The organism is Methanosarcina sp. UBA5, assembly GCF_002505485.1.
Taxonomy (GTDB): Archaea; Halobacteriota; Methanosarcinia; order Methanosarcinales; family Methanosarcinaceae; genus Methanosarcina.
On the sequence record NZ_DAVG01000082.1, the window covers coordinates 46,327 to 65,122 of the forward strand.

Consider the following 18,796-nt stretch of genomic DNA (forward strand, 5'->3'; position numbering starts at 1 on the left):
GTTACTGCTGTTGTTTCTAAGGCTTTAGAAACTGATTAACTTGAAAATTAATAAGTTAATGTTTGCTCAGAAAGGTCACGTACCTGCGCTTTGAATCTCGTTGTTATACGACACTGATTGGGGTTCTCTAAATGCAGGTAAATTAAGAAAAGAATGCAGTTAAACAATGTGTATTCTATGACAAAATATTCAAAAATTTGATTTTTCAGTTTACAGAAAATATGTATGCTTCCCATATATAGACTTAAACGCTAAAAAACAGAAAGTTAAGAGAACAAAAATATAAAAAATAGAACTTTGTAAGATTTCCGCGCTGGAAATCACTGCCCTGAACTGGGAATCATTTTATATCTCTCTCCCGAGGGCATAAGTATTGCCAGGATAATATACAGGACAATACCAATTCCTCCTTGCAGAGCAAGAGCTGCGAAAGCAAGTCTTATAAAGGTCGGGTCAATGCCAAAGTATTCTCCCAGCCCTCCGCAGACTCCAAAGAGCATACGTTCTTTCTTGCTTTTAGTCAGGCGCTTTTTCATGGTGTAGGTAGTGCGTTCTTCTTCTCTAGCCTCTTCCTTTGCTTCCCTAGCTTCGTCTCTAACTTTTTCCCTTGCTTCTTCAGAGGCTTTCTCTTCTCTCTTTTCCTGGGATTCTACAGTAGTTTTTTCTTCCATATTCCTCTGAGGTTTTTCCCAGGATTCCCTGGTATAGCCAGTTTCAAGTTCTCCCGAAGCCTTGAATTCACTTTCTTTCGGGATTTTACTCTCTTCGAATGTGGGGATTTTTGCGGGTTCCTGTTTTTCCATGTCTCTCTCAGGTTTTTCCCACGATTCCTTGGTATAACCAGTTTCAAGTTCCCCTTGAGGTTTGAATTCGCTTTTTTTAGGCTCCTCTCTTTCCAGGGGTGCGGTACCTCCGCTGACTTCCTCTCCGGTTTTCCCCTCAGATCTTGTACCTGGTTCCTCTTTAGATTCGGCTTTAGGTACCCCTGGCGCTTCAAAAAAGTTTCCTTTAGTTACCTTTTTTTCTTGAGATTCGGGATTTTCCTGCATATTGGTTATTCTATTTTTGAGGATTTATATTATTCTGGTACCTTTTCTATCTTCGTTACTATTTTCATTTTTCTTCTTTGGTTTCAATTACATTCCGAGTAGTCGTATTCTTTTTTCTCCACATGTTCCAGGCACATTCCAATCAGAGTACGGACATGCTCATCTGCAATAAAATAGATCGTAAATTTTCCCTCCCTCCTTACCCGCACGAGGTCAAGCTGTCTGAGAGTGCGAAGCCCATGCGAGACTGCGGACTGAGTGACGCTAAGCGCCTGCTCGAGTTCGCAGACACACATCCCTTTTTGCCTTAGCAAGAAGAGGATCTTAAGGCGGGTATCGGATTGGAGCGCCTGAAAAACCGCAGCCATTCACGTGATACTTTAGGGGTCCGGAACTTTTTGTAATAGGTTTTCAAACTGTTCTGAGTCAACTCTTTCACATTTTTCTTGTATGAATAAATGAGCAGCTGTTCATATATTAACATATTATTATGAACTGTGTCATATAAGAAAGTTATCAGAGCCTTCGTTCTCTATAATAAGTTTCTTTATGTCGTATTCAAAGAACCAAAACGAGAATGATAAAAAGTGCAAGGATAAAAAGGGCTTTCCAGTCACTTTTCTGCATGGAAAGTTCATGTATTGAGGTCCGCCTGCTGCCCTGGTAGCCCCTACTCTCCATTGCGAGAGCCAGTTCTTCCGCATCCCTGATTACGCCTCTTAGTAGGGGAATTGCAAGGGCGGGAACCGAGTGGAACGGATTTTTTACGAAGTCTATCCCTCTTGCCGCCTGAGCTGCTTTTGTCCGCTCTACTCTCTCGAACAGAAGGGGAAGAAACGCTATAGAGATATTCATCATCGTAGCAAGCTCAAAAGAGCTGACTCCCAACCAGCGCAGCGGTAAAGGCCTTAGCATCCTTTCTATGCCGCAAGTAATTGCAGAAGGATCGGTACTGGCTGTCAGGAGGGCTGCAAAAAGCAAAAGGAGTATAAATCGGGCAGCAAGTTTGAACCCTTTTTCCAGCCCTTCCAGACTCGGCTTCAAAACCCAGTAAGAGGCAAGGGCTCTTCCATCGGTAAAAAATAGCTGCGTAAGAAAGATAAAAAATATAAACAGCATCATAGGCCTTACTGCTCTGAAAAACACTTTCATTGGCAGTCCTGAAAGTAAAGCGAGGGCAAAGAAAAACACGAAAAGAGCCACTATTCCTGCAAAATTATCGATCCTGAACGTCAGAACTCCGAGCAGCATTACGGCTGCAATTTTTGTCCTGGGGTCAAGTTTGTGGAGAAGGGAAGCCCCAGGCACGTAACTGAACACAGGTTCCTGCATATTCCCTCGCGTTTGTCTTTGTAAAGTAGTTTCAAGGAGTTTTTGGAGCTTCCTGTTTTAGTTCCTTTCCGTTTTAATTACCTTCAGCTTTAATTTTCACTATTTTCTTTTCCAAGAATCGATTTTAGTCTCAGAATCTCTTCAAGAGCGTCTTCAACCGTGAAGACTGCAAGGTTTACCGGCATTCCTCTTGCTCTGAGTTCTTTCATCATGGAAGCTATAGGTGGAAGAGGCTCGCATCCTTTTTCGAGGTAGCTTTCCCGGCTCCCCTGAAAAGCTATTCTTCCTTCCCTTATGAGAACTATTCTTTCCAGTAAGGGGAAGAACCCTTTAAGATTATGGGTTACAGTTACGACCGCAGTTCCCTTCTCTTTAATTCTTTTAAGTGTCTCAAGAATTTCTTTTTTCCCAGACGGGTCAAGCCCTGTTATGGGTTCATCGAGTACCAGATAGTCCGGCCTGAGGGCAAGAGCGCTTGCAAGAGCAACTCTTTGCATTTCTCCTCCACTCAAGCTGAAAGGATCTCGAGAAAGCTCGGTCTGGTCAAGAGAGACAGCTTCAATTGCCTCGTATACCCTCTCCTCTGTTTCTTTTTTTGAATGCCCAAAATTTAGGAGCCCGAAAGCTATTTCCTCATATACGGTCTTGCAAAAGAGCTGGTCAGCAGCCTGTTGAAAAACCATCCCTATCCTGCGTTTCGCCTCTCTTAAAGAAGGATCAAGCCCGTCCACGCGAACGGTTCCGGTTTCGGGTTTTAAAACCCCATTGAAAAGTTTTGTTAAAGTAGATTTTCCTGCACCTTTTTCTCCCAATATTCCCACGAACTCTCCTTTTTCTATCCGCAGGTTGACATCCCTTAAAGCGGATGTTTCGAGAGGAGTCTTTCTGGAATAGGAAAAACTTACGTTTTCAAGAATAATCGGCATATTTCCTCTGCAAAGCTCTGGGGGGTAGAGGTTTTTTCCCAGGGAATTACTATTCCGTGCATTTTCAGATTCTCGGCAAGCTCAATCAGGGAAGGCAGGGAAAGCCCAAGGGTCTGGAGGGAAACATCGGAAAAAACACTCTCTGGATCTCCTTCAAGCCTCATTTTCCCTTTTTCCATGATAAGGATTCTATCTGCGTCATGAAGTTCTTCGAGATTGTGAGTAATATATACAATAGTTTTTCCTTTTCTGTGCAGTTTTTTTATGGTTTCAAGGACAGCTATTCCGGATTTCGGGTCAAGCATGGAAGTTACCTCATCAAAGATAAGGCATTCAGGCCTCATTGCAAGAACTCCTGCCAGGGCTACACACTGTCCCTGTCCTCCACTCAGGGCTTTTGGAGAACGGTGCCTGTACTTTTCAAGCCCGGTTTCGGCAAGCGCCAGATCAACACACTTTCTGATTTCCACGGGGGGAAGGCAAAGATTCTCTGGACCGAAAGCCAGATCTTCTTCGACTGTCCTGCCCACAAATTGAGTTTCAGGATTCTGGAACACGATACCTACGAGCTTACGGATTCCTGAAAGTTTTGAGGGATCACGGGTGTCCATTTCCCTTATCATCACCCTGCCAGTCTGGGGTTTCAGGAGTCCGCTGAGCTGAAGGGCAAGTGTAGATTTCCCGCTGCCGTTTTTTCCTATTACTCCTATAAATTCCCCTTTTTTTATAACCAGGTTCAGATCCTCAAGTGCAGGGGTACCATCAGGATAACTGTAACTTACTTTTTCAAGCCTGATCATGCTTAATCAAAATTTTAGTTATTCATTTTAAATTCTCTGGAGAATTCAAGTCTCTTCTTTAATTTCGGCTTTTTCTAGAAAAATTAGAAGTGAAGTAGCTTTAGAGCTCATGGGTTGAAGCAATATATGCGGCAACTGCAGTTTTTACGATTTCTCCGGGCAGAAAAGGAATGACACCAAGAGCAAGGGCTGCTCCAGGCCCGATCTCAAACATCAATCGAATAAACCCGCAAGCATAGATAACCAGGACTCCTGCGCTCATATTAAGGGCATTAGTAAAGAAGCTGGATTTATCAGCGTTTTCAACTTTCTCGGAAAGCTTTCCTACAGTATAAGCCGCCAGAATGAAACCAATTATGTACCCACCCGTAGATCCAAAAAGTACACCCATTCCGGAACTACCTCCTGCAAATACAGGAAGTCCTGCAATACCAAGCAGGGTATATACTATTATGCTCAAGCCTCCCCATTTGCTTTTCAACATGCTTCCTGCAAGCAGGACAAAGAAAACCTGCAATGTAACAGGGACGGGGGAGAAAGGTATAGGAATCTGTATGTAAGCTCCTGCGGCAGTCAGGGCTGCAAAAAGAGATGCGAAAACCATCATCCTTAGTTCAGGAGTATTAGTAGAGTAGAACTCGTTGTTTTTTATATGCACACTTTTTTCCTCTTATCAATTTTACACGGTTTTTCCTTTTCTTTGCCTTTTTCAAACCTATTAGAGCTTTTTATGCCCCCTAAATTGGCAGGCAAGATAATCCGGTGCAAAATAAAGGCTATAATAGATAATAGGGACTGAAATCCGCAGTAACCTTGTCAGCCTTATAGTGATACTTCACAAAGGTTAATTCCAATCCTGAAAGACATATAGCAATCGAAAATCTGGGGTATTGTTAACCTTTGGAGGATTAATGGTTTACATAAGATTTAAAACTTTCCTGAAAGCCCTACTCTTGTTTCCAGGCGCACATTTCTCCCCTACCGAGCGATAATTTGATATACATCTTATACTGGTATTATGGATCACCTGAAATGCAAATTCAGCAGGTGGTTGAAAGATTGTATTTCTCGGGAAGCATTTTCGTGGGCGCGTGGCCTAGCCAGGATATGGCGGCAGCCTCCTAAGCTGTAAATCGGGGGTTCAAATCCCTTCGCGCCCGCTAATTTCATATAATCTGTATTTTTCTTAACCCGTATTCCTTTAACCTGTTTTTCTCAGTTTTCTTAAGAGATAAAAATATATTTTTGAAATTTAGGGCTTTCAAAAATAGAGGGTTTTATGGATATTCTGCCTGCTCAGAAGAACCAGATATTTCTGAGTAACTGGGTGCACTCGTGCAAACAATAGAAACTTTTTAGTTAAAAAGTAAGTATCTCATAGCAGCACACAGTAAGGATTTATTAATCATAACCTAGTGCATTCTATTTTATTAGAAAACAAAATTCTAACCCAGAGGAAACACGAATTGATCAGGAAAGCCAGAGTAGATGACGTAGTTGTAATGAAACAAATCATCAATTCTTATTCGAAGGAAGAGCTAATGCTCGCCCGTTCGCTGAGTGAGATGTACGAGAATATCAGGGATTATTACGTCTGTGAGATTGATGGAGAAGTTGTGGGTTGCTGTGCCCTGCATGTAGTGTGGGAAGACCTTGCAGAGATACTTGCCCTTGCCGTGAACCCAGTTTGTGCAAGGAAAGGAATAGGTACAAAGCTTGTCTCAGCCTGCCTTGAGGATGCTGAAAACCTTGGTATGAAAGAAGTTTTTGCACTTACTTACGTGCCTGGCTTTTTCGAGACCCTGGGCTTTAAGATTGTGGATAAGAATAGCCTTCCCAGAAAAATATGGTCCGGCTGTTTGAGATGCCCTAAGTTTCCGGATTGTAACGAAATTGCTGTTCTGAAGTCGATTAATTCTTGAATCGCTTCTGAAATCCTTCTCTGAGATTCCACGTTTCTATTTTTTTGAAGTTAAGACTTTAAATTCGAAATTATAAGATTTTGATTTGCAGCATTGAAAATAAATACAAATAGCTAAAGATCAAAAATTATTTATTCAGGCGGTTACATTTTTAGGGTATCCTAATTATCAGATATGGAGTCAGGTACACGCTGGCGAGATGATGTAATGCCTATAGATCGATTTGAAGAATATCTTGAAACTATCCTCTACCTCATTAGAAAGAATCAGAGCCCTGCAAAAACCAAACAGATCTCTGAAGAACTAAATGTATCTCCGCCAAGCGTGACGGAAATGATAAAAAAGTTATGTTCTTCGGGACTTGTAGAATATACACCTTATCAGGGAGTTGAATTGACAGAAAAAGGAACTGACCAGGCTATCAGGATCAAAAGGAAACACCAGGTACTTGAAACGTTCCTGGTTGATGTCCTTGATTTCGATAGGAAGGAGGCTCATAAAGAAGCCTGCGAACTTGAGCATGCAGTCTCGGATGCCGTACTTGAAAAAATCTATGAACTTCTAGGAAGCCCCGAATATTGCCCTGATGGAAACCCTATCAACATTGATAAAAATAACATCAGACTAGAGGAAGAATTTATCCCACTAGATGAAATGGAAGAAGGAAGTTCGGGCAAAGTTGTTCGGGTAACCCTTCCAAGAGAGACGAAAGAGCGCTTAACCTCTCTTGGTATTCTAACAGGCGAAGATATTGAAATCAGGCGCAAGCAAAAACAGGGCTGTATCTCGGTTATGGTGGTAGGATCAGAAATCGCTCTCGGAAAGGACATTGCAAAGAAGATATTCATAGCTCCGAAAAGCAAAAGCGTGTAAAAGCGAAGAGAAGGCATATAACTGACATCGAACAGAAAAACCGGAGACGTGATAGGGATTTCCAGCTCATGCTGTAATTCCGAAAGTGGAAGTAAGAGCAAAACTCCTTATGATTTGACAATTGCTTTCATAGGAAATCCAAGCGTTGGAAAAAGCGTTTTCTTCAGTAGACTTACCGGAGTAGGTGTCGAGGTTTCGAATTATCCTGGGACGACAATTGCGCTTAAAAGGGGAATTGTAAAGGCTCGGGGAAAAACTATTGAAGTAGTTGACTTACCAGGCATCTATTCTCTTGGAGTCACAAACGAAGATGAGAAAGTTACCAAGAGATTTCTGATTGAGGACCATCCAGATATAATTATCAATGTCCTTGATGCAAGCAGGCTTGAGAGAAACCTGTACCTGACTCTACAGCTCCTGGAACTCGATATTCCTATGGTCGTTGCGTTAAATCAAATGGATCTGGCTGCAGACCTTGGGTTTCTCGTTGATACGGAAGGGCTATCCGAATTGCTTGGCCTTCCTGTAGTGCCAACGGTTGCAACCTGGGGGGTAGGGCTTGATGAGGTAATGCTTGTAGCTCTTGCAGAACAGGGTAAAACCCAGGAGCATCACAGGGTAAAGTACAGCAAGTGGATCCAGCAAGCCCTTTACAGCCTGAACTATGCTTTTCCAAAAATCTCTCCAAGCGTAAAGGTTGCAGCTCTGCTAAATGATGCCGAGTTTGTAGAACTCTGCTGTATGCCGCCTGAGGCTGATGCCCTGCTCTCTTCTGCCAGGCGGCTAAGACAGAATCTGGAGATGGAACAGGGGATTTCGGTACCTGATACGGTTGCAAGAGATCTCTATGGGGAAGCCGGATATCTCGTGGACAGCGTGGTTTCAAGGTTTGAACCTAAAAAAAAATTAAGGGATAGAATAGATGCCATCCTTACTTCCCCTAATTTCGGAATTGCAGTGCTCGTATCTGCCCTGCTCGTTACTTTCCTTCTTGTTTTCAGAGTAGGAGGCTTCCTTGAGACCTTGATTGTAAATGAAATTTTTGAGCCTCACGTGATCCTGCCTGCCGAAGCCGCAACCTCAGGCATGCCACCTATCCTGAAAAACCTGATCGTGTATTCTCTTCGGGGAGTAGAGGCCGGATTTGCAATTGCAATTCCGTATATTGCAGTCTTTTACGCCATTCTTTCCGTATTTGAGGATTCGGGTTATCTTACTAGGGCAGCTTTTCTGCTGGACAATCTTACGCATAAGCTTGGGCTTCACGGAAGAGCCGTGATACCGCTGGTTCTCGGCTTTGGCTGCAATGTCCCTGCAATTATGGCAGTGCATTCCCTTGGCACGCGGCGGGAAAAGAGGATAGCTTCCCTACTTATATCTTTAATTCCCTGCTCTGCGCGGACCGTTATTATCCTGGGGCTTGTTGGAACTTTCGTAGGTTTCTGGCCTGCGGTTTCAATCTATGTTCTGGAGATTTTCATTATTGCCGGTATGGGCTTGATTCTGGGAAAGAGTCTGCCAGGTCAGAGGAGCGGCTTCATCATGGAAATGACCCCTCTCAGAAAGCCGGAACTGAAATCTACCCTCAAAAAAACCTGGATGAAGAGCAGGGAGTTCCTGTACATTGCTTTTCCGCTTCTACTTGTTGGAAGCGCTTTTCTGGGGGTTGCCGATGCTCTGGGCCTTCTTTCAATCTTCCAGGACTTTGTAGAACCTATATCCGTGGGCCTGCTGGGCCTTCCGGCATTTGCAGCTACTGCCCTGGTTTTTGGGATTCTCCGAAAGGAAATGGCGCTTCAGATTCTTGCCGTACTTGCAGGTACAGCCAATTTTGCAGCTGTAATGACACCTATCCAGATGTACCAATTTGCTGTAATTACGACCATCTATATGCCGTGTGTAGCAACGATTGCAGTACTAAAGCACGAACTCGGAACAAAGGATACGGCTTTGATAGTTATTTTCACCATACTGCTGGCTCTTGGGATGGGTATCCTGATTCGGATTTTTGGGCCTTCTTTTCTTTGATTTCTTTTTCCTGTTTTTATACTCTATTGCAGATTTTCTTGCCCTGACTTGCCTCAAAAAGTAACTATCTTTTTTTAAGGTCATCTGGATCATTATATGAAAGGCAAGTTTCTTTATGTCAGGCATAACATTTATATATTGATAAGGTTGTTTTGTTCTTTTCAAAATATTCTGCCTTTACCGCAAATTATTAATATTTGATACATCGTGTTTACTCCCGATGACCCGAATTACCACTCACTTACACAAAAACGTGTTGAGTGTTATTATGGATATAATTGAAATGGATCATTTCCGCGAGCCTGAACTTGACGAGGTTCAACTTTTCCTTGAAACCGCAGGAACTCACGGTTCCGTTGTTGATCAAACTGCTGCGGAAATGGACTGTACCTCCTCCAAAATCCAATCAAGGGAGAGTGTACTGGTCGATTTTGAGGGCTCCATTTCATCCATTAACTAACACTTCATTTCAAAAATTTTACCCCCTTCTTGAAATCCAACTCTTTAACTCCTTATGTTTTAGAGTTAAGCTTGGGTTTCATTCCCCTATTTTGTAGTATTATCGATCTTTTTATCTGGACTTGCCTGTGAATCTACCTGGGATTTGACTATTATTCTCGCTCGATTTGCTCAGGAATGAAAGATGTGCACAGGTATCTCTTATTTATTGTTTTTTATAACGGATATATCGAAAATTATTTATCAAAATTCATATTCGATTTATTTCCCTTTGTTTCCTAATTCTCTTTTATTCCCTGATTCTCCTTTGTTCTGTAATTCCCTTTTATTTCCTCTGTTATTTTTCTGGAAGGCAATTTTCATTTCAGGAAACTTTTTCTTTCGACATTCCTGTATATCCAGCCCGATTTGCAGAATATTTCGACAAAGATAAAATAAAAAGATTTTTGTTCCTCTTTATTAAGAGTTATGTAAGGCAGGAAAAAACTATCGATTACCATATATATTTAAAGTAAGATTACATGTACTTTGTATATATTATTCAAATTCCTATGATCTAATCAATTTAATTATAATTGCGCTGATCTGCCTTGTCACCAGAGAATTCCAGGCAGTCAGGAAATCGGAACCCGAATTCATCATAAGAGGTACTTTTATGAGAACTGGACAGAGGGACGTGCATAATACACCGCTTAAAAGGCGACTATCGATAACCTATGAGGAGCTTGAGACTCTCAAGAAATCAATTAAGGTTTCGGTTCTCAATGAACTGCGGGCCGAAATGGAAAACGTTTCCGATCAGGACTCCATCAAGGATCTTGTCCTCTCCGAAATCAGGACAGAGCTTATGGGAATCCCTAACCCTGCCTTACTCAAGGCTTCAATCTTAAATGAATTAAGAACGGAATTGAAAGCCTCAGGGGAAAATGATCCAGAAGCGACTGACCGGAAGCTGAGGGAACTTGCAGGCATTCAGGATGGGCTTGTCCGCGAATTGCTTGACCAGAAAACGCTTATAAAGAAATTGGAGACGCAGATAGGAAATCTCGCTAAACAACTGGAGGATGCGAAAAAGACTGCTCCGGTTGCTCCACCTTCTGTTGTGCCACCTTCTATTACTCTGACTCTTCCTGAAGACCCTCTGAACCTTCCACCTCTTTCCAGAAAAGCCAAACCAAGACCTGAGTTCATAAAAGAAAAACCGGCATACAGACTGGGCCAATTCAAGGAAGCCCCTGCCTCCCTGCCAGGTACAGGCGCAAAGGTTCAGCTGAAGCTCAGAGAGGTTGAGCCGGCAGAACTTGATAGAGAAGAAGCTGAAAATAAGTGTGAATATATTATTGCAGAAAGTGGCGATAGAAGAGGGATTAGAGGCACTGTTAGACAGGGACCGTCGATTAGAGAACCTGCCAGACAACAATCATCGATCAGAACACAATTCAGGCAGCACCCTCCAGGCCCATCGTTACCTGAAAGGCAGCCTTCTGCTGTTAAAGCGGGCCCTATGAAACCCCAACCTGCAGATGATTATAAATGTGAATATATAATCGCCGAGAGACCTTCGAAAAAGCATTTCATAGAAGAGTGCGTGGACGTGCGGGAAAAAGAAGATGCAGAGGTTATCACATGTAGCCGGAAAAATTCTCGGGTGAAATAAAGCTTAAAAAGACAGAAACTTTCTCAAAAACGTAAAATTACAGAGGCATTCTGTGTATATAAAAGAGATTGAATTTGTTAATTTTAAGTCTTTCGGAAAAAAAGTAAAGATTCCCTTTTATAACGACTTTACTACTATTTCGGGTCCGAACGGGAGTGGGAAGTCTAACATAATAGACGGGATTCTTTTTGCACTCGGGCTCACAAGTTCAAGGACTCTTCGCGCTGAAAAACTTACCGATCTAATTTACAATGGCGATGCGTTAAAAAAGCCTGATTTTGCTCAGGTTACGATCCGTTTTGACAACTCTGACCATAAGTTACCTCTGGAGCTTGATGAGATTGAAGTTTCAAGAAAAGTTCGGCGGACAAAAAGCGGGTACTACAGCTATTTTTATTTCAATGGAAAAGCCGTAAGTCTTGGAGAAATCCATTCTCAGCTTGCAAAAGCCGGGATAACACCTGAAGGTTACAATGTGGTTATGCAGGGAGATGTTACACAGATTATCTCCATGACCTCTGTAGAAAGAAGAAAGATTATAGACGAAATCGCAGGGGTTGCAGAATTTGATGAACGCAAGCAAAAAGCGCTTGGGGAGCTCGAGGTTGTAAGGCAGCAAATCGAGCGCGTAGATATAATTCTTGAAGAAGTACGCACTCAGCTAGGAAAACTTGCAGGGGAACGCGACCAGGCCTTAGAATACCAGGCGCTTAAGACTGAAAAAGTAAAATTTGAAGGATATCTCCTGCTTTCCAAACTCAAAGACGCAAGAGTTGAACTGCAGAATGTGAATAAGGAACTTGCAGGCAAAGAAGAACATCTTGAAAAAGTCCAGCTCCTCCTGAACGAAAGAATGAAGGAACTTCAGGCTCTTGAAGAAAACCTCGAAAAGCTTTCGGTTGAAATCCAAAAAAAAGGAGAGGATGAACAGCTTCAGGTTAAGAGGGAGATCGAAGAAACTAAGGGAGAAATTTCTCGCTGCGTAGATAGTATCGAGCTTTCGGAATCCGAACTTGAGGAAGCTGATTCACGGCGCAGGAAAGCCTTTGTAGAGATCGATTCCACCAAGGGCAAGGTCAGAGAACTCGAAGAAAAAATTGAAGCCGAAAACCTGAGAAAAGAAAGCATTTCTTCAGAGCTTTCCGAGCGCAAAACCGAGCGCATGCTGCTTCAGAGCAAGATTGCGGATGTGGATGCAAAATTTGCTGCCACACGAGACGAGCTCATGGCTGCCAGGAAGAAGCTTGAAGATGTAAAAAACGAGAAAAACGAGCTAATACGAACTGAGGATCGGCTCCTTGATACCCTTCGGAGAAAATCTTCGGAACTCCGGGAGATAGAAAACCAGATCCAGGATGCTGAAGCCGCGGTTGCTACTTCTGACAGTGATACGCTTTCTGTAAGGTACGAGCTTGAAAAGCTTTCCGAAAATCTTGAATCCCTTATCCGGGACCGTGATGATATTGAAAGCAGCCATTTCAGGATAAAAGAAGATCTCAGGAAACTTGAGAGCAGGCTTCACGGCCTCCAGCAGGAATACACAATCACGGAGGCGAGAGTGCGGGCATCGGAACAGGGCGGAAGCTATTCCAGAGCTGTGGAGATGGTAATAGGAGCTGCAAGGCAGGAAGACCTTTTCGGAATTCGTGGAACCATTGCCCAGCTTGGAAGAGTGGACAGGCAATACGCAACAGCTCTGGAGATTGCTGCAGGAAATCGGATGCAGGCTATTGTCGTTGATACGGATGCCGATGCTGCCGAAGCAATCGACTACCTGAAGCGCAGAAAAGGAGGAAGAGCTACCTTCCTACCTCTCAACAAACTGAAAGAGCCAAGACGGCTTGAAAATCTGAGTTATGAAAACGGAGTAATAGGATACGCAATTGACCTTATTAAGTTTGATTCCGGTTTTGAGCCTGCTTTTTGGTATGTTTTCCAGGATACCCTTGTTATGGAAAACCTTGCAAGCGCCCGCCACCTTATGGGAAAGGCAAGAATGGTAACCCTTGAAGGCGAACTTCTGGAAAAGAGCGGAGCAATGGTAGGAGGGTCAGTCTCCTCTAAATCGGGGGCTTCTTTTGCGGCTGCAGAAAAAGATAAACTGCTTGAAATTGCAGAGGAGATCAAATCCCTAGATACAAGCCGGAATGCAGCCATAAGCAAGCAGGACAGCATTGAAAGCCATCTTTTCGAGCTGAGCCGAAAAATTCGGGACTGTGAAGCTACAATCTCACGAAAAGAGCATCAGCTTGAGGAAATTGCAGGCAGGGAAGCAAAACTTGCTGAACTTCTCGAATCCAAACAGGCCGACCTTAAAGCAATTGAGGAGTCCAGAACCGAACTTGGGGGTGAAATGGAAAAGGTATCTGCGAAAAAGACCGACAAGGAAAAGGCAGTATCCGAACTTGAGGTGCAGATCTCCGGACTTGAAGCAAAACTTGCGGATTCTCCTCTGCCTGAAATCAATAAAAAGATAGAATTCGTTGACGAGGAACTCCGCAGGCTGGATGGTCGAATCCGGGATACTGAAGCCACATTGAATGCCCTGCAGCTTGAAAAAGAGTATGCCGAACAGAAAATTGCCGAAGCAAAGGAACTTATCAGGGAACTTGATGAGAAGAAAGCTTCAAGACTGGAGAAAGTGAACTCTCTGAAGATAAAAATAAAGGAATTTGAGGAAAAACTTGAGGAAAAGAAAGCCAGAGAGGTTGAACTTTCGGACGAGCTGCTAGGGCTCCAGCAAGAACGGGAAAAGGTTCAGGCCGAACACAATGCGGTCAAGCGCAGGGTAGGTATTGCTTCAACCACGCTTGAAAAGGCAAAGCAGCAGGTGCTTACGCTCACGGCTACGAAAAATGCGCTTTTTGATCAGGAAAAGCAATTTGTTGAAGAAATCCTGAAAAGAGGCATAGAGGAGACTGATGAGGTTCCAAATTATGAAACTGTTTACATGCGGATTCAGGCAATCGATGAAGCCCTAAGGCGTCTTGAGCCCGTTAATATGCGAGCAATTGACGAGTATAATGAAGTAGAACTAAGGCTTTCGGATTTGCAGGGAAAGCGTGACACTCTCTTTACCGAGAGAGAGCAGCTCCTTGAGCGCATCGAACAGTATGAGTATTTGAAGCGAGATGCCTTTATGGAAGCTTATACAAGCATTAATGCCAACTTCAAAGAGATTTTCCATGAGCTTTCCGACGGGATGGGTGAACTCTTGCTTGATGACCCTGATGACCCTTTTGCAGGAGGAATGACGCTTCGGGCACAGCCAAAAGAAAAAACTCTCCAGAGAATCGAGGCGATGTCCGGTGGAGAAAAAAGCCTTACCGCACTTGCTTTCATTTTTGCGATCCAGCAATATCGTCCTGCTCCCTTCTATGCTTTTGATGAAATTGATATGTTTCTGGACGGGTGGAACGTCGAAAGGGTTTCAAGGCGCGTTAAAACCTCAGGATCAAAAGTCCAGTTTATTGTTGTTTCCTTAAGAAAACCTATGATCCAGGCCGCATCCAGAACAATAGGGGTTACAATGCAGGAAAATAACCTCACAAGCATTACCGGAGTGAAACTTAATGGCTGAGCTTATGGATAACATGGGGGCAGCGCTTGAAGTTCCTCGTCTTCAAGCTCGTACGGTTTCTGAATCCGGGGAAAACAAGTCTCTTTTTGAGGAATCCGAAACTTATGGATTTCCAGTTACTCTTCCATGCCTTGGAATTGATTGGAATCAGCTTGATATTTCTGAGTTTGAGACTACCGAACCCCTGGGCATATTGGTTGAACTTGCGCGGGGAGGAAAAATCGATCCCTGGGATATAGACATCGTACAGCTTACTGACAGTTTTCTGGGAAGGGTGGAAGAGCTAAAGCAGATGGACCTTAGAATTTCTTCAAGGACGCTTCTTTATTCTGCGATTCTCCTGCGCATGAAATCCTCGGAAATCCTCAATGTAGAAGAGGAAGAGGGTGAAGCATTTGATCCGGATTTTCCTGACGATCCCGATTTCCCTGAGCCTGCGGAGTTTCCTGTCCCGAAGCTTCCTGTTCGCCGTGTTTCTACAAGACCGGTCACACTCAATGAACTGATTCTTGAACTCAAGAAAGCCGAAAAATGCATCTCAAGAAAAAATGAAAAAAAAGCCAGCCAGGTTTCAGAAGAATCTGATCCTCGACCCAAACTTACTACCGGGGATGTGCTGGGCATTGCACATGATGAAGCCATCAGCTCGCGGTTATCCCTGATGTGGGAAAGGCTTGCCGAACTATTTACGAAGCAGTCTGTAGTGGTTTTTTCGAGTTTACTGGAAAGAAGCGAAGACAGGATTATGGATTATCTTTCTCTTCTTTTCCTTGCCTCAAGCAGGAAGATCTGGCTTTTTCAGAACGAACTTTTCGAGGAATTATATATCTATCCGGGAGAAGAATCCGGCTTCTCCACCGAGGCAAATCCATCCCTTTTCCATGAAATGTTAACAAAATCAAAAGCTGAACTTTTGAAATCCGAAATTAATGGTTCTTCAGGACTGGATTCGGCAGAGGAGATTTCTCCGCATGAAAACCCGGCTGAGGAGCCTGAGTTAACCGTAACTTAAATATTAAATTTATACTTTGAACATTCTTTTTCTGGAAGTGAGATTTATGAGTGAGCTTGAGATTATCGAAGCCGCGCTTTTTGCTGCTGGCAGGGCAGTAAGCCTCGAAAAGCTTGCGAAAATTACAGGAAAACCCAAAAAAGCCGTCCTTTCGGCAGTTAAGAAATTGACAGAGGCTTATTCTTCCCGAGGATCCGGGATCGAGATTCTTGATCTTGGAGAGCGATATGTGATGCAGGTCAAGCCTGAATACTCCGAGCTTATGCGGGAAGTCGCCCCAAAAGAGCTTTCAGCCCCAAAACTTCGTACCCTTTCCATGATTGCCTATCATCAGCCCCTGCTCCAGTCAGACCTTATTGATATGAGAGGAAGCGGAGCCTATGACCATATAAAGGACCTTATAGAGCGGGGTTTTGTAGAATCTGTACCCTGCGGGAGAAGCAGGCAGCTTTCCACAACCCCTCTTTTTGCAGATTATTTCGGGCTTAAAAGAAATGACCCTAAAGCCATAAAAGAAAAAATCCTTGAACTTTTGAGATCCCAGGCTGAGCAGAGCGAGATAAACCTCTGGATAGGAAAAAAGACAATTGCTGTGACTCCAATGTATGAATCTCTTATGAGCATGTGCGGGATCAGGGAATACTTTGTAACCAATGCCTACTCGCCTTCGAAGGAGGAAATATCCCGCCTGCTTGAGACCGATGTGGTCGTGGTCTCGGCCGGATATTCCGATACTGTACGGCAGTACTGCGACGGAGAAATTCTTGAGATGCATTCAACAACTTTTGAGGACCTTATAGAAGCGCTTTCCTTACTTGCGGAAGAACTTCCCGATGAAGTAGACTCCGAGACGGTAGAAAAAAGCATTAAGAAAATTCGAGAGACCCGGGAAAGATATATTTCTTCTGCCGTCCTTATTGAGAAGAAGGTTAAGCCGGCAACTGAAATGGTTTCAAGAATCGTAAACGACCTTTCTCTTGGAATTTCCGCAGATGGAGTTCTTATCGCACCTGACTATGGAGTTTCGAAAAGCGGGGTTAAAATCGAAAAAGGGGCTCAGATCCTTATACCCACGCACCGGAGTGTTGAGGGCGATCTTCTCCAGAGGGTCTGTGCGAAGTATGATTCTATTCTTGAAGGCCTTGAGAAGTTTAAAGACTAAGGTGCTTGATAAGGATATCACTGCCTTCATCTGTAGTTATTTCTTTTGAATCAAGGGCGCCCTTAATTTAAGTTTTTCTGTCACATTTATATTCTATATATAAGGCATTTATATAGTATACTGGGTATTTAACTATAGCTTTATATACTGGTTAGAGAATATTACCTTTGCTTTATATACTGAGGGTTGACTAATGAGCGAATCTAGCATCAAGATCGAAAATGTGGTTGCATCTACTAAACTCGCTGAAGAATTCGACTTAACTGTTATCGAGTCCGAGTTCGAAGGAGCCGAGTACAACAAGCAGAAGTTCCCCGGGCTCGTTTACAGGGTTTCAGATCCTAAAGCTGCATTCCTGGTATTTACTTCCGGCAAGGTTGTCTGTACAGGAGCAAAAAACGTTGCCGATGTACATACAGTTATAGGCAATATGGCTAGAAAGCTGAACAGTATAGGGATCAAGACTATAGAGAACCCCCAGATCACTGTCCAGAACATTGTTGCTTCAGCAGACCTGCATACTATTTTGAACCTTAATGCAATTGCAATAGGACTTGGACTTGAAAACATTGAATACGAGCCTGAGCAGTTTCCTGGTCTTGTATACAGAATTGATGAGCCCAAAGTAGTTGTGCTTATCTTCAGTTCCGGAAAACTGGTAGTTGCAGGCGGCAAGACCCCTGAAGATTGCGAGAGGAGCGTCGAAGTAGTCCGCCAGCAGCTCGACAGCATGGGGCTTTTATAAGAACCCTCAATCTATTAATTATATACCATTTATCTGGAAATAAGGTAATTGATATAGTATTACAATAAAACGGATTCTGCGTCACGCGTAGAGGTTCCGGCAAAGGATATGTGTGAAACGTGAACAGCGCAGATGTTTGCATTCTTATTCCCACCCTGAACGAAGCTGCAACAATAAGACAGCTTATTAAGGACTTCAGGCAGGAAGGTTTTTCCAACATTCTGGTAATTGATGGGAACAGCAAGGACGGCACAGGACAAATTGCAGAAGCGGAAGGCGCAAAAGTTGTCATGCAGACCGGAAAAGGTAAAGGGCAGGCAATGATTCAGGCCTTCGGGCTTATAGAGAGCCCTTACGTAATAATGGTTGATGGTGACGGGACATATCTTGCCCGAGAGGCTCGCGCCCTTCTCAGACCTGTGCTGGAAGGCAGTGCCGACCATGTTATAGGCAACCGGCTGGAGAATTACTCCCAAGGAGCTTTTACGAAGCTCAATCTTGTGGGCAACCATTTGATAAATACATTTTTTGACGTTGCATATGGCGTGAAATTAAAAGATATCCTCTCAGGTTACCGTGCGTTTACGCTTGAAAGTGTAAAGGAACTTGAACTTAATAAGACAGGCTTCGAAATCGAGACCGAAATTTCTGTGGAATGCATTCTTAAAAAGCAGAGAGTCGAAGAAGTCCCTATAACTTACCTTCCGAGAAGTGAAAAAGGCGCAACCAAGCTAAATCCGGTAAAAGACGGGTTCAGAATAGGGTCTACTATCTACAAGCTTGCAAAAATGCATAATCCCATGTTTTACTTTGGAATTATAGGGTTCATTTTAATCATGGCAGGCCTGTTCACAGGAACCTTTGTTGTAGTCGAGTGGCTCCGGGGAATCGATCATATCCCACTTACTATTCTTACAACCCTACTGATTATATTCGGCCTTCAGATGTTTATCTTCGGGACTTTGAGTGATTTCATATTAACCCTTCATAGGCAAACAGTCCGTTTAATCATGGAGCAAAATAAACAGAAGAAGTAAAAAAATCCTTAAATGTGATTTTTTCTTTATTAATTTTTTTATTAATATTCTTTATTAATTTTCTTATTATTTTTTCTTTGTTATTTGTTTTTTGCAGCTTCCAGTTATTTGGTTTTTTATAATATTTTTAAATGTGCACTCCCTTAAAACCGGTTTTTATTATTTTATTTATTTAATATTCTCCAAAAAGCCAATAAGACAACTTTACTTGTTT

16 protein-coding genes and 1 tRNA gene are annotated in these 18,796 nt (G+C 43.0%); 11 read left to right on the forward strand and 6 right to left on the reverse strand.

Features of this window, described 5'->3' with window-relative positions; all coding sequences use genetic code 11:
* Positions 1-320: 320 nt before the first annotated feature.
* From BP621_RS09015 to BP621_RS09040, 6 genes are all read right to left on the reverse strand, one after another.
* On the reverse strand, positions 321-1,049 hold the full coding sequence (locus BP621_RS09015; protein ID WP_292389269.1) for a PspC domain-containing protein: 729 nt from the start codon (positions 1,047-1,049) through the stop codon (positions 321-323).
* 83 nt (positions 1,050-1,132) lie between these two features.
* A complete protein-coding gene (locus BP621_RS09020; RefSeq protein WP_292389270.1) occupies positions 1,133-1,417 on the reverse strand; it encodes an ArsR/SmtB family transcription factor in 285 nt (94 codons plus the stop codon).
* Between the two features lie 190 nt (positions 1,418-1,607).
* Positions 1,608-2,381 carry an energy-coupling factor transporter transmembrane component T family protein gene (locus BP621_RS09025; RefSeq protein ID WP_292389271.1) on the reverse strand — a complete coding sequence of 258 codons (774 nt, stop codon included), beginning with the start codon at positions 2,379-2,381 and terminating at the stop codon, positions 1,608-1,610.
* Between the two features lie 89 nt (positions 2,382-2,470).
* On the reverse strand, positions 2,471-3,307 hold the full coding sequence (locus BP621_RS09030; RefSeq protein ID WP_292389272.1) for an ATP-binding cassette domain-containing protein: 837 nt from the start codon (positions 3,305-3,307) through the stop codon (positions 2,471-2,473).
* Complete coding sequence (locus tag BP621_RS09035; protein ID WP_292389274.1) at positions 3,283-4,107, reverse strand: energy-coupling factor transporter ATPase; 825 nt, start codon at positions 4,105-4,107, stop codon at positions 3,283-3,285. The genes BP621_RS09030 and BP621_RS09035 overlap by 25 nt, the downstream gene beginning before the upstream one ends.
* Before the next feature lie 100 nt (positions 4,108-4,207).
* Positions 4,208-4,714 (reverse strand): biotin transporter BioY, encoded by a 507-nt coding sequence (locus tag BP621_RS09040; protein ID WP_394339296.1) that lies wholly within the window; start codon positions 4,712-4,714, stop codon positions 4,208-4,210.
* Positions 4,715-5,192: 478 nt separating this feature from the next.
* Here BP621_RS09040 and BP621_RS09045 point away from each other — a divergent pair.
* The 11 genes from BP621_RS09045 (at position 5,193) to aglJ (ending at position 18,582) form a co-directional block, all read left to right on the forward strand.
* A tRNA-Arg gene (locus BP621_RS09045) sits at positions 5,193-5,267 on the forward strand.
* A gap of 306 nt (positions 5,268-5,573) precedes the next feature.
* Positions 5,574-6,029 carry an N-acetyltransferase gene (locus BP621_RS09050; protein ID WP_292389276.1) on the forward strand — a complete coding sequence of 152 codons (456 nt, stop codon included), beginning with the start codon at positions 5,574-5,576 and terminating at the stop codon, positions 6,027-6,029.
* Positions 6,030-6,203: 174 nt separating this feature from the next.
* Entirely contained in the window at positions 6,204-6,902 is a 699-nt protein-coding gene (locus tag BP621_RS09055) for a DtxR family transcriptional regulator (protein WP_292389277.1), read from the forward strand.
* Positions 6,903-6,950: 48 nt separating this feature from the next.
* A complete protein-coding gene (feoB, locus tag BP621_RS09060; RefSeq protein ID WP_292389279.1) occupies positions 6,951-8,930 on the forward strand; it encodes a ferrous iron transport protein B in 1,980 nt (659 codons plus the stop codon).
* Positions 8,931-9,150: 220 nt separating this feature from the next.
* The gene (locus BP621_RS09065; RefSeq protein ID WP_292389280.1) at positions 9,151-9,390 is read left to right on the forward strand and encodes a hypothetical protein; all 240 of its coding nucleotides are present in this window, start codon (positions 9,151-9,153) and stop codon (positions 9,388-9,390) included.
* 654 nt (positions 9,391-10,044) lie between these two features.
* Positions 10,045-11,046: a hypothetical protein gene (locus BP621_RS09070; RefSeq protein ID WP_292389281.1), complete on the forward strand. Its 1,002-nt coding sequence runs from the start codon at positions 10,045-10,047 to the stop codon at positions 11,044-11,046.
* Between the two features lie 52 nt (positions 11,047-11,098).
* On the forward strand, positions 11,099-14,626 hold the full coding sequence (smc, locus tag BP621_RS09075) for a chromosome segregation protein SMC (protein ID WP_292389282.1): 3,528 nt from the start codon (positions 11,099-11,101) through the stop codon (positions 14,624-14,626).
* Positions 14,619-15,638, forward strand: a complete 1,020-nt coding sequence (locus BP621_RS09080; RefSeq protein WP_292389283.1) for a segregation and condensation protein A — start codon at positions 14,619-14,621, stop codon at positions 15,636-15,638. Before smc ends, BP621_RS09080 begins: the two co-directional genes overlap by 8 nt.
* Before the next feature lie 46 nt (positions 15,639-15,684).
* The gene (scpB, locus tag BP621_RS09085; protein ID WP_292389285.1) at positions 15,685-16,800 is read left to right on the forward strand and encodes an SMC-Scp complex subunit ScpB; all 1,116 of its coding nucleotides are present in this window, start codon (positions 15,685-15,687) and stop codon (positions 16,798-16,800) included.
* Positions 16,801-16,993: 193 nt separating this feature from the next.
* Positions 16,994-17,545 carry a TATA-box-binding protein gene (locus BP621_RS09090; RefSeq protein ID WP_292389287.1) on the forward strand — a complete coding sequence of 184 codons (552 nt, stop codon included), beginning with the start codon at positions 16,994-16,996 and terminating at the stop codon, positions 17,543-17,545.
* Between the two features lie 119 nt (positions 17,546-17,664).
* Entirely contained in the window at positions 17,665-18,582 is a 918-nt protein-coding gene (gene aglJ / locus BP621_RS09095; protein ID WP_292389288.1) for an S-layer glycoprotein N-glycosyltransferase AglJ, read from the forward strand.
* Positions 18,583-18,796: the final 214 nt, after the last annotated feature.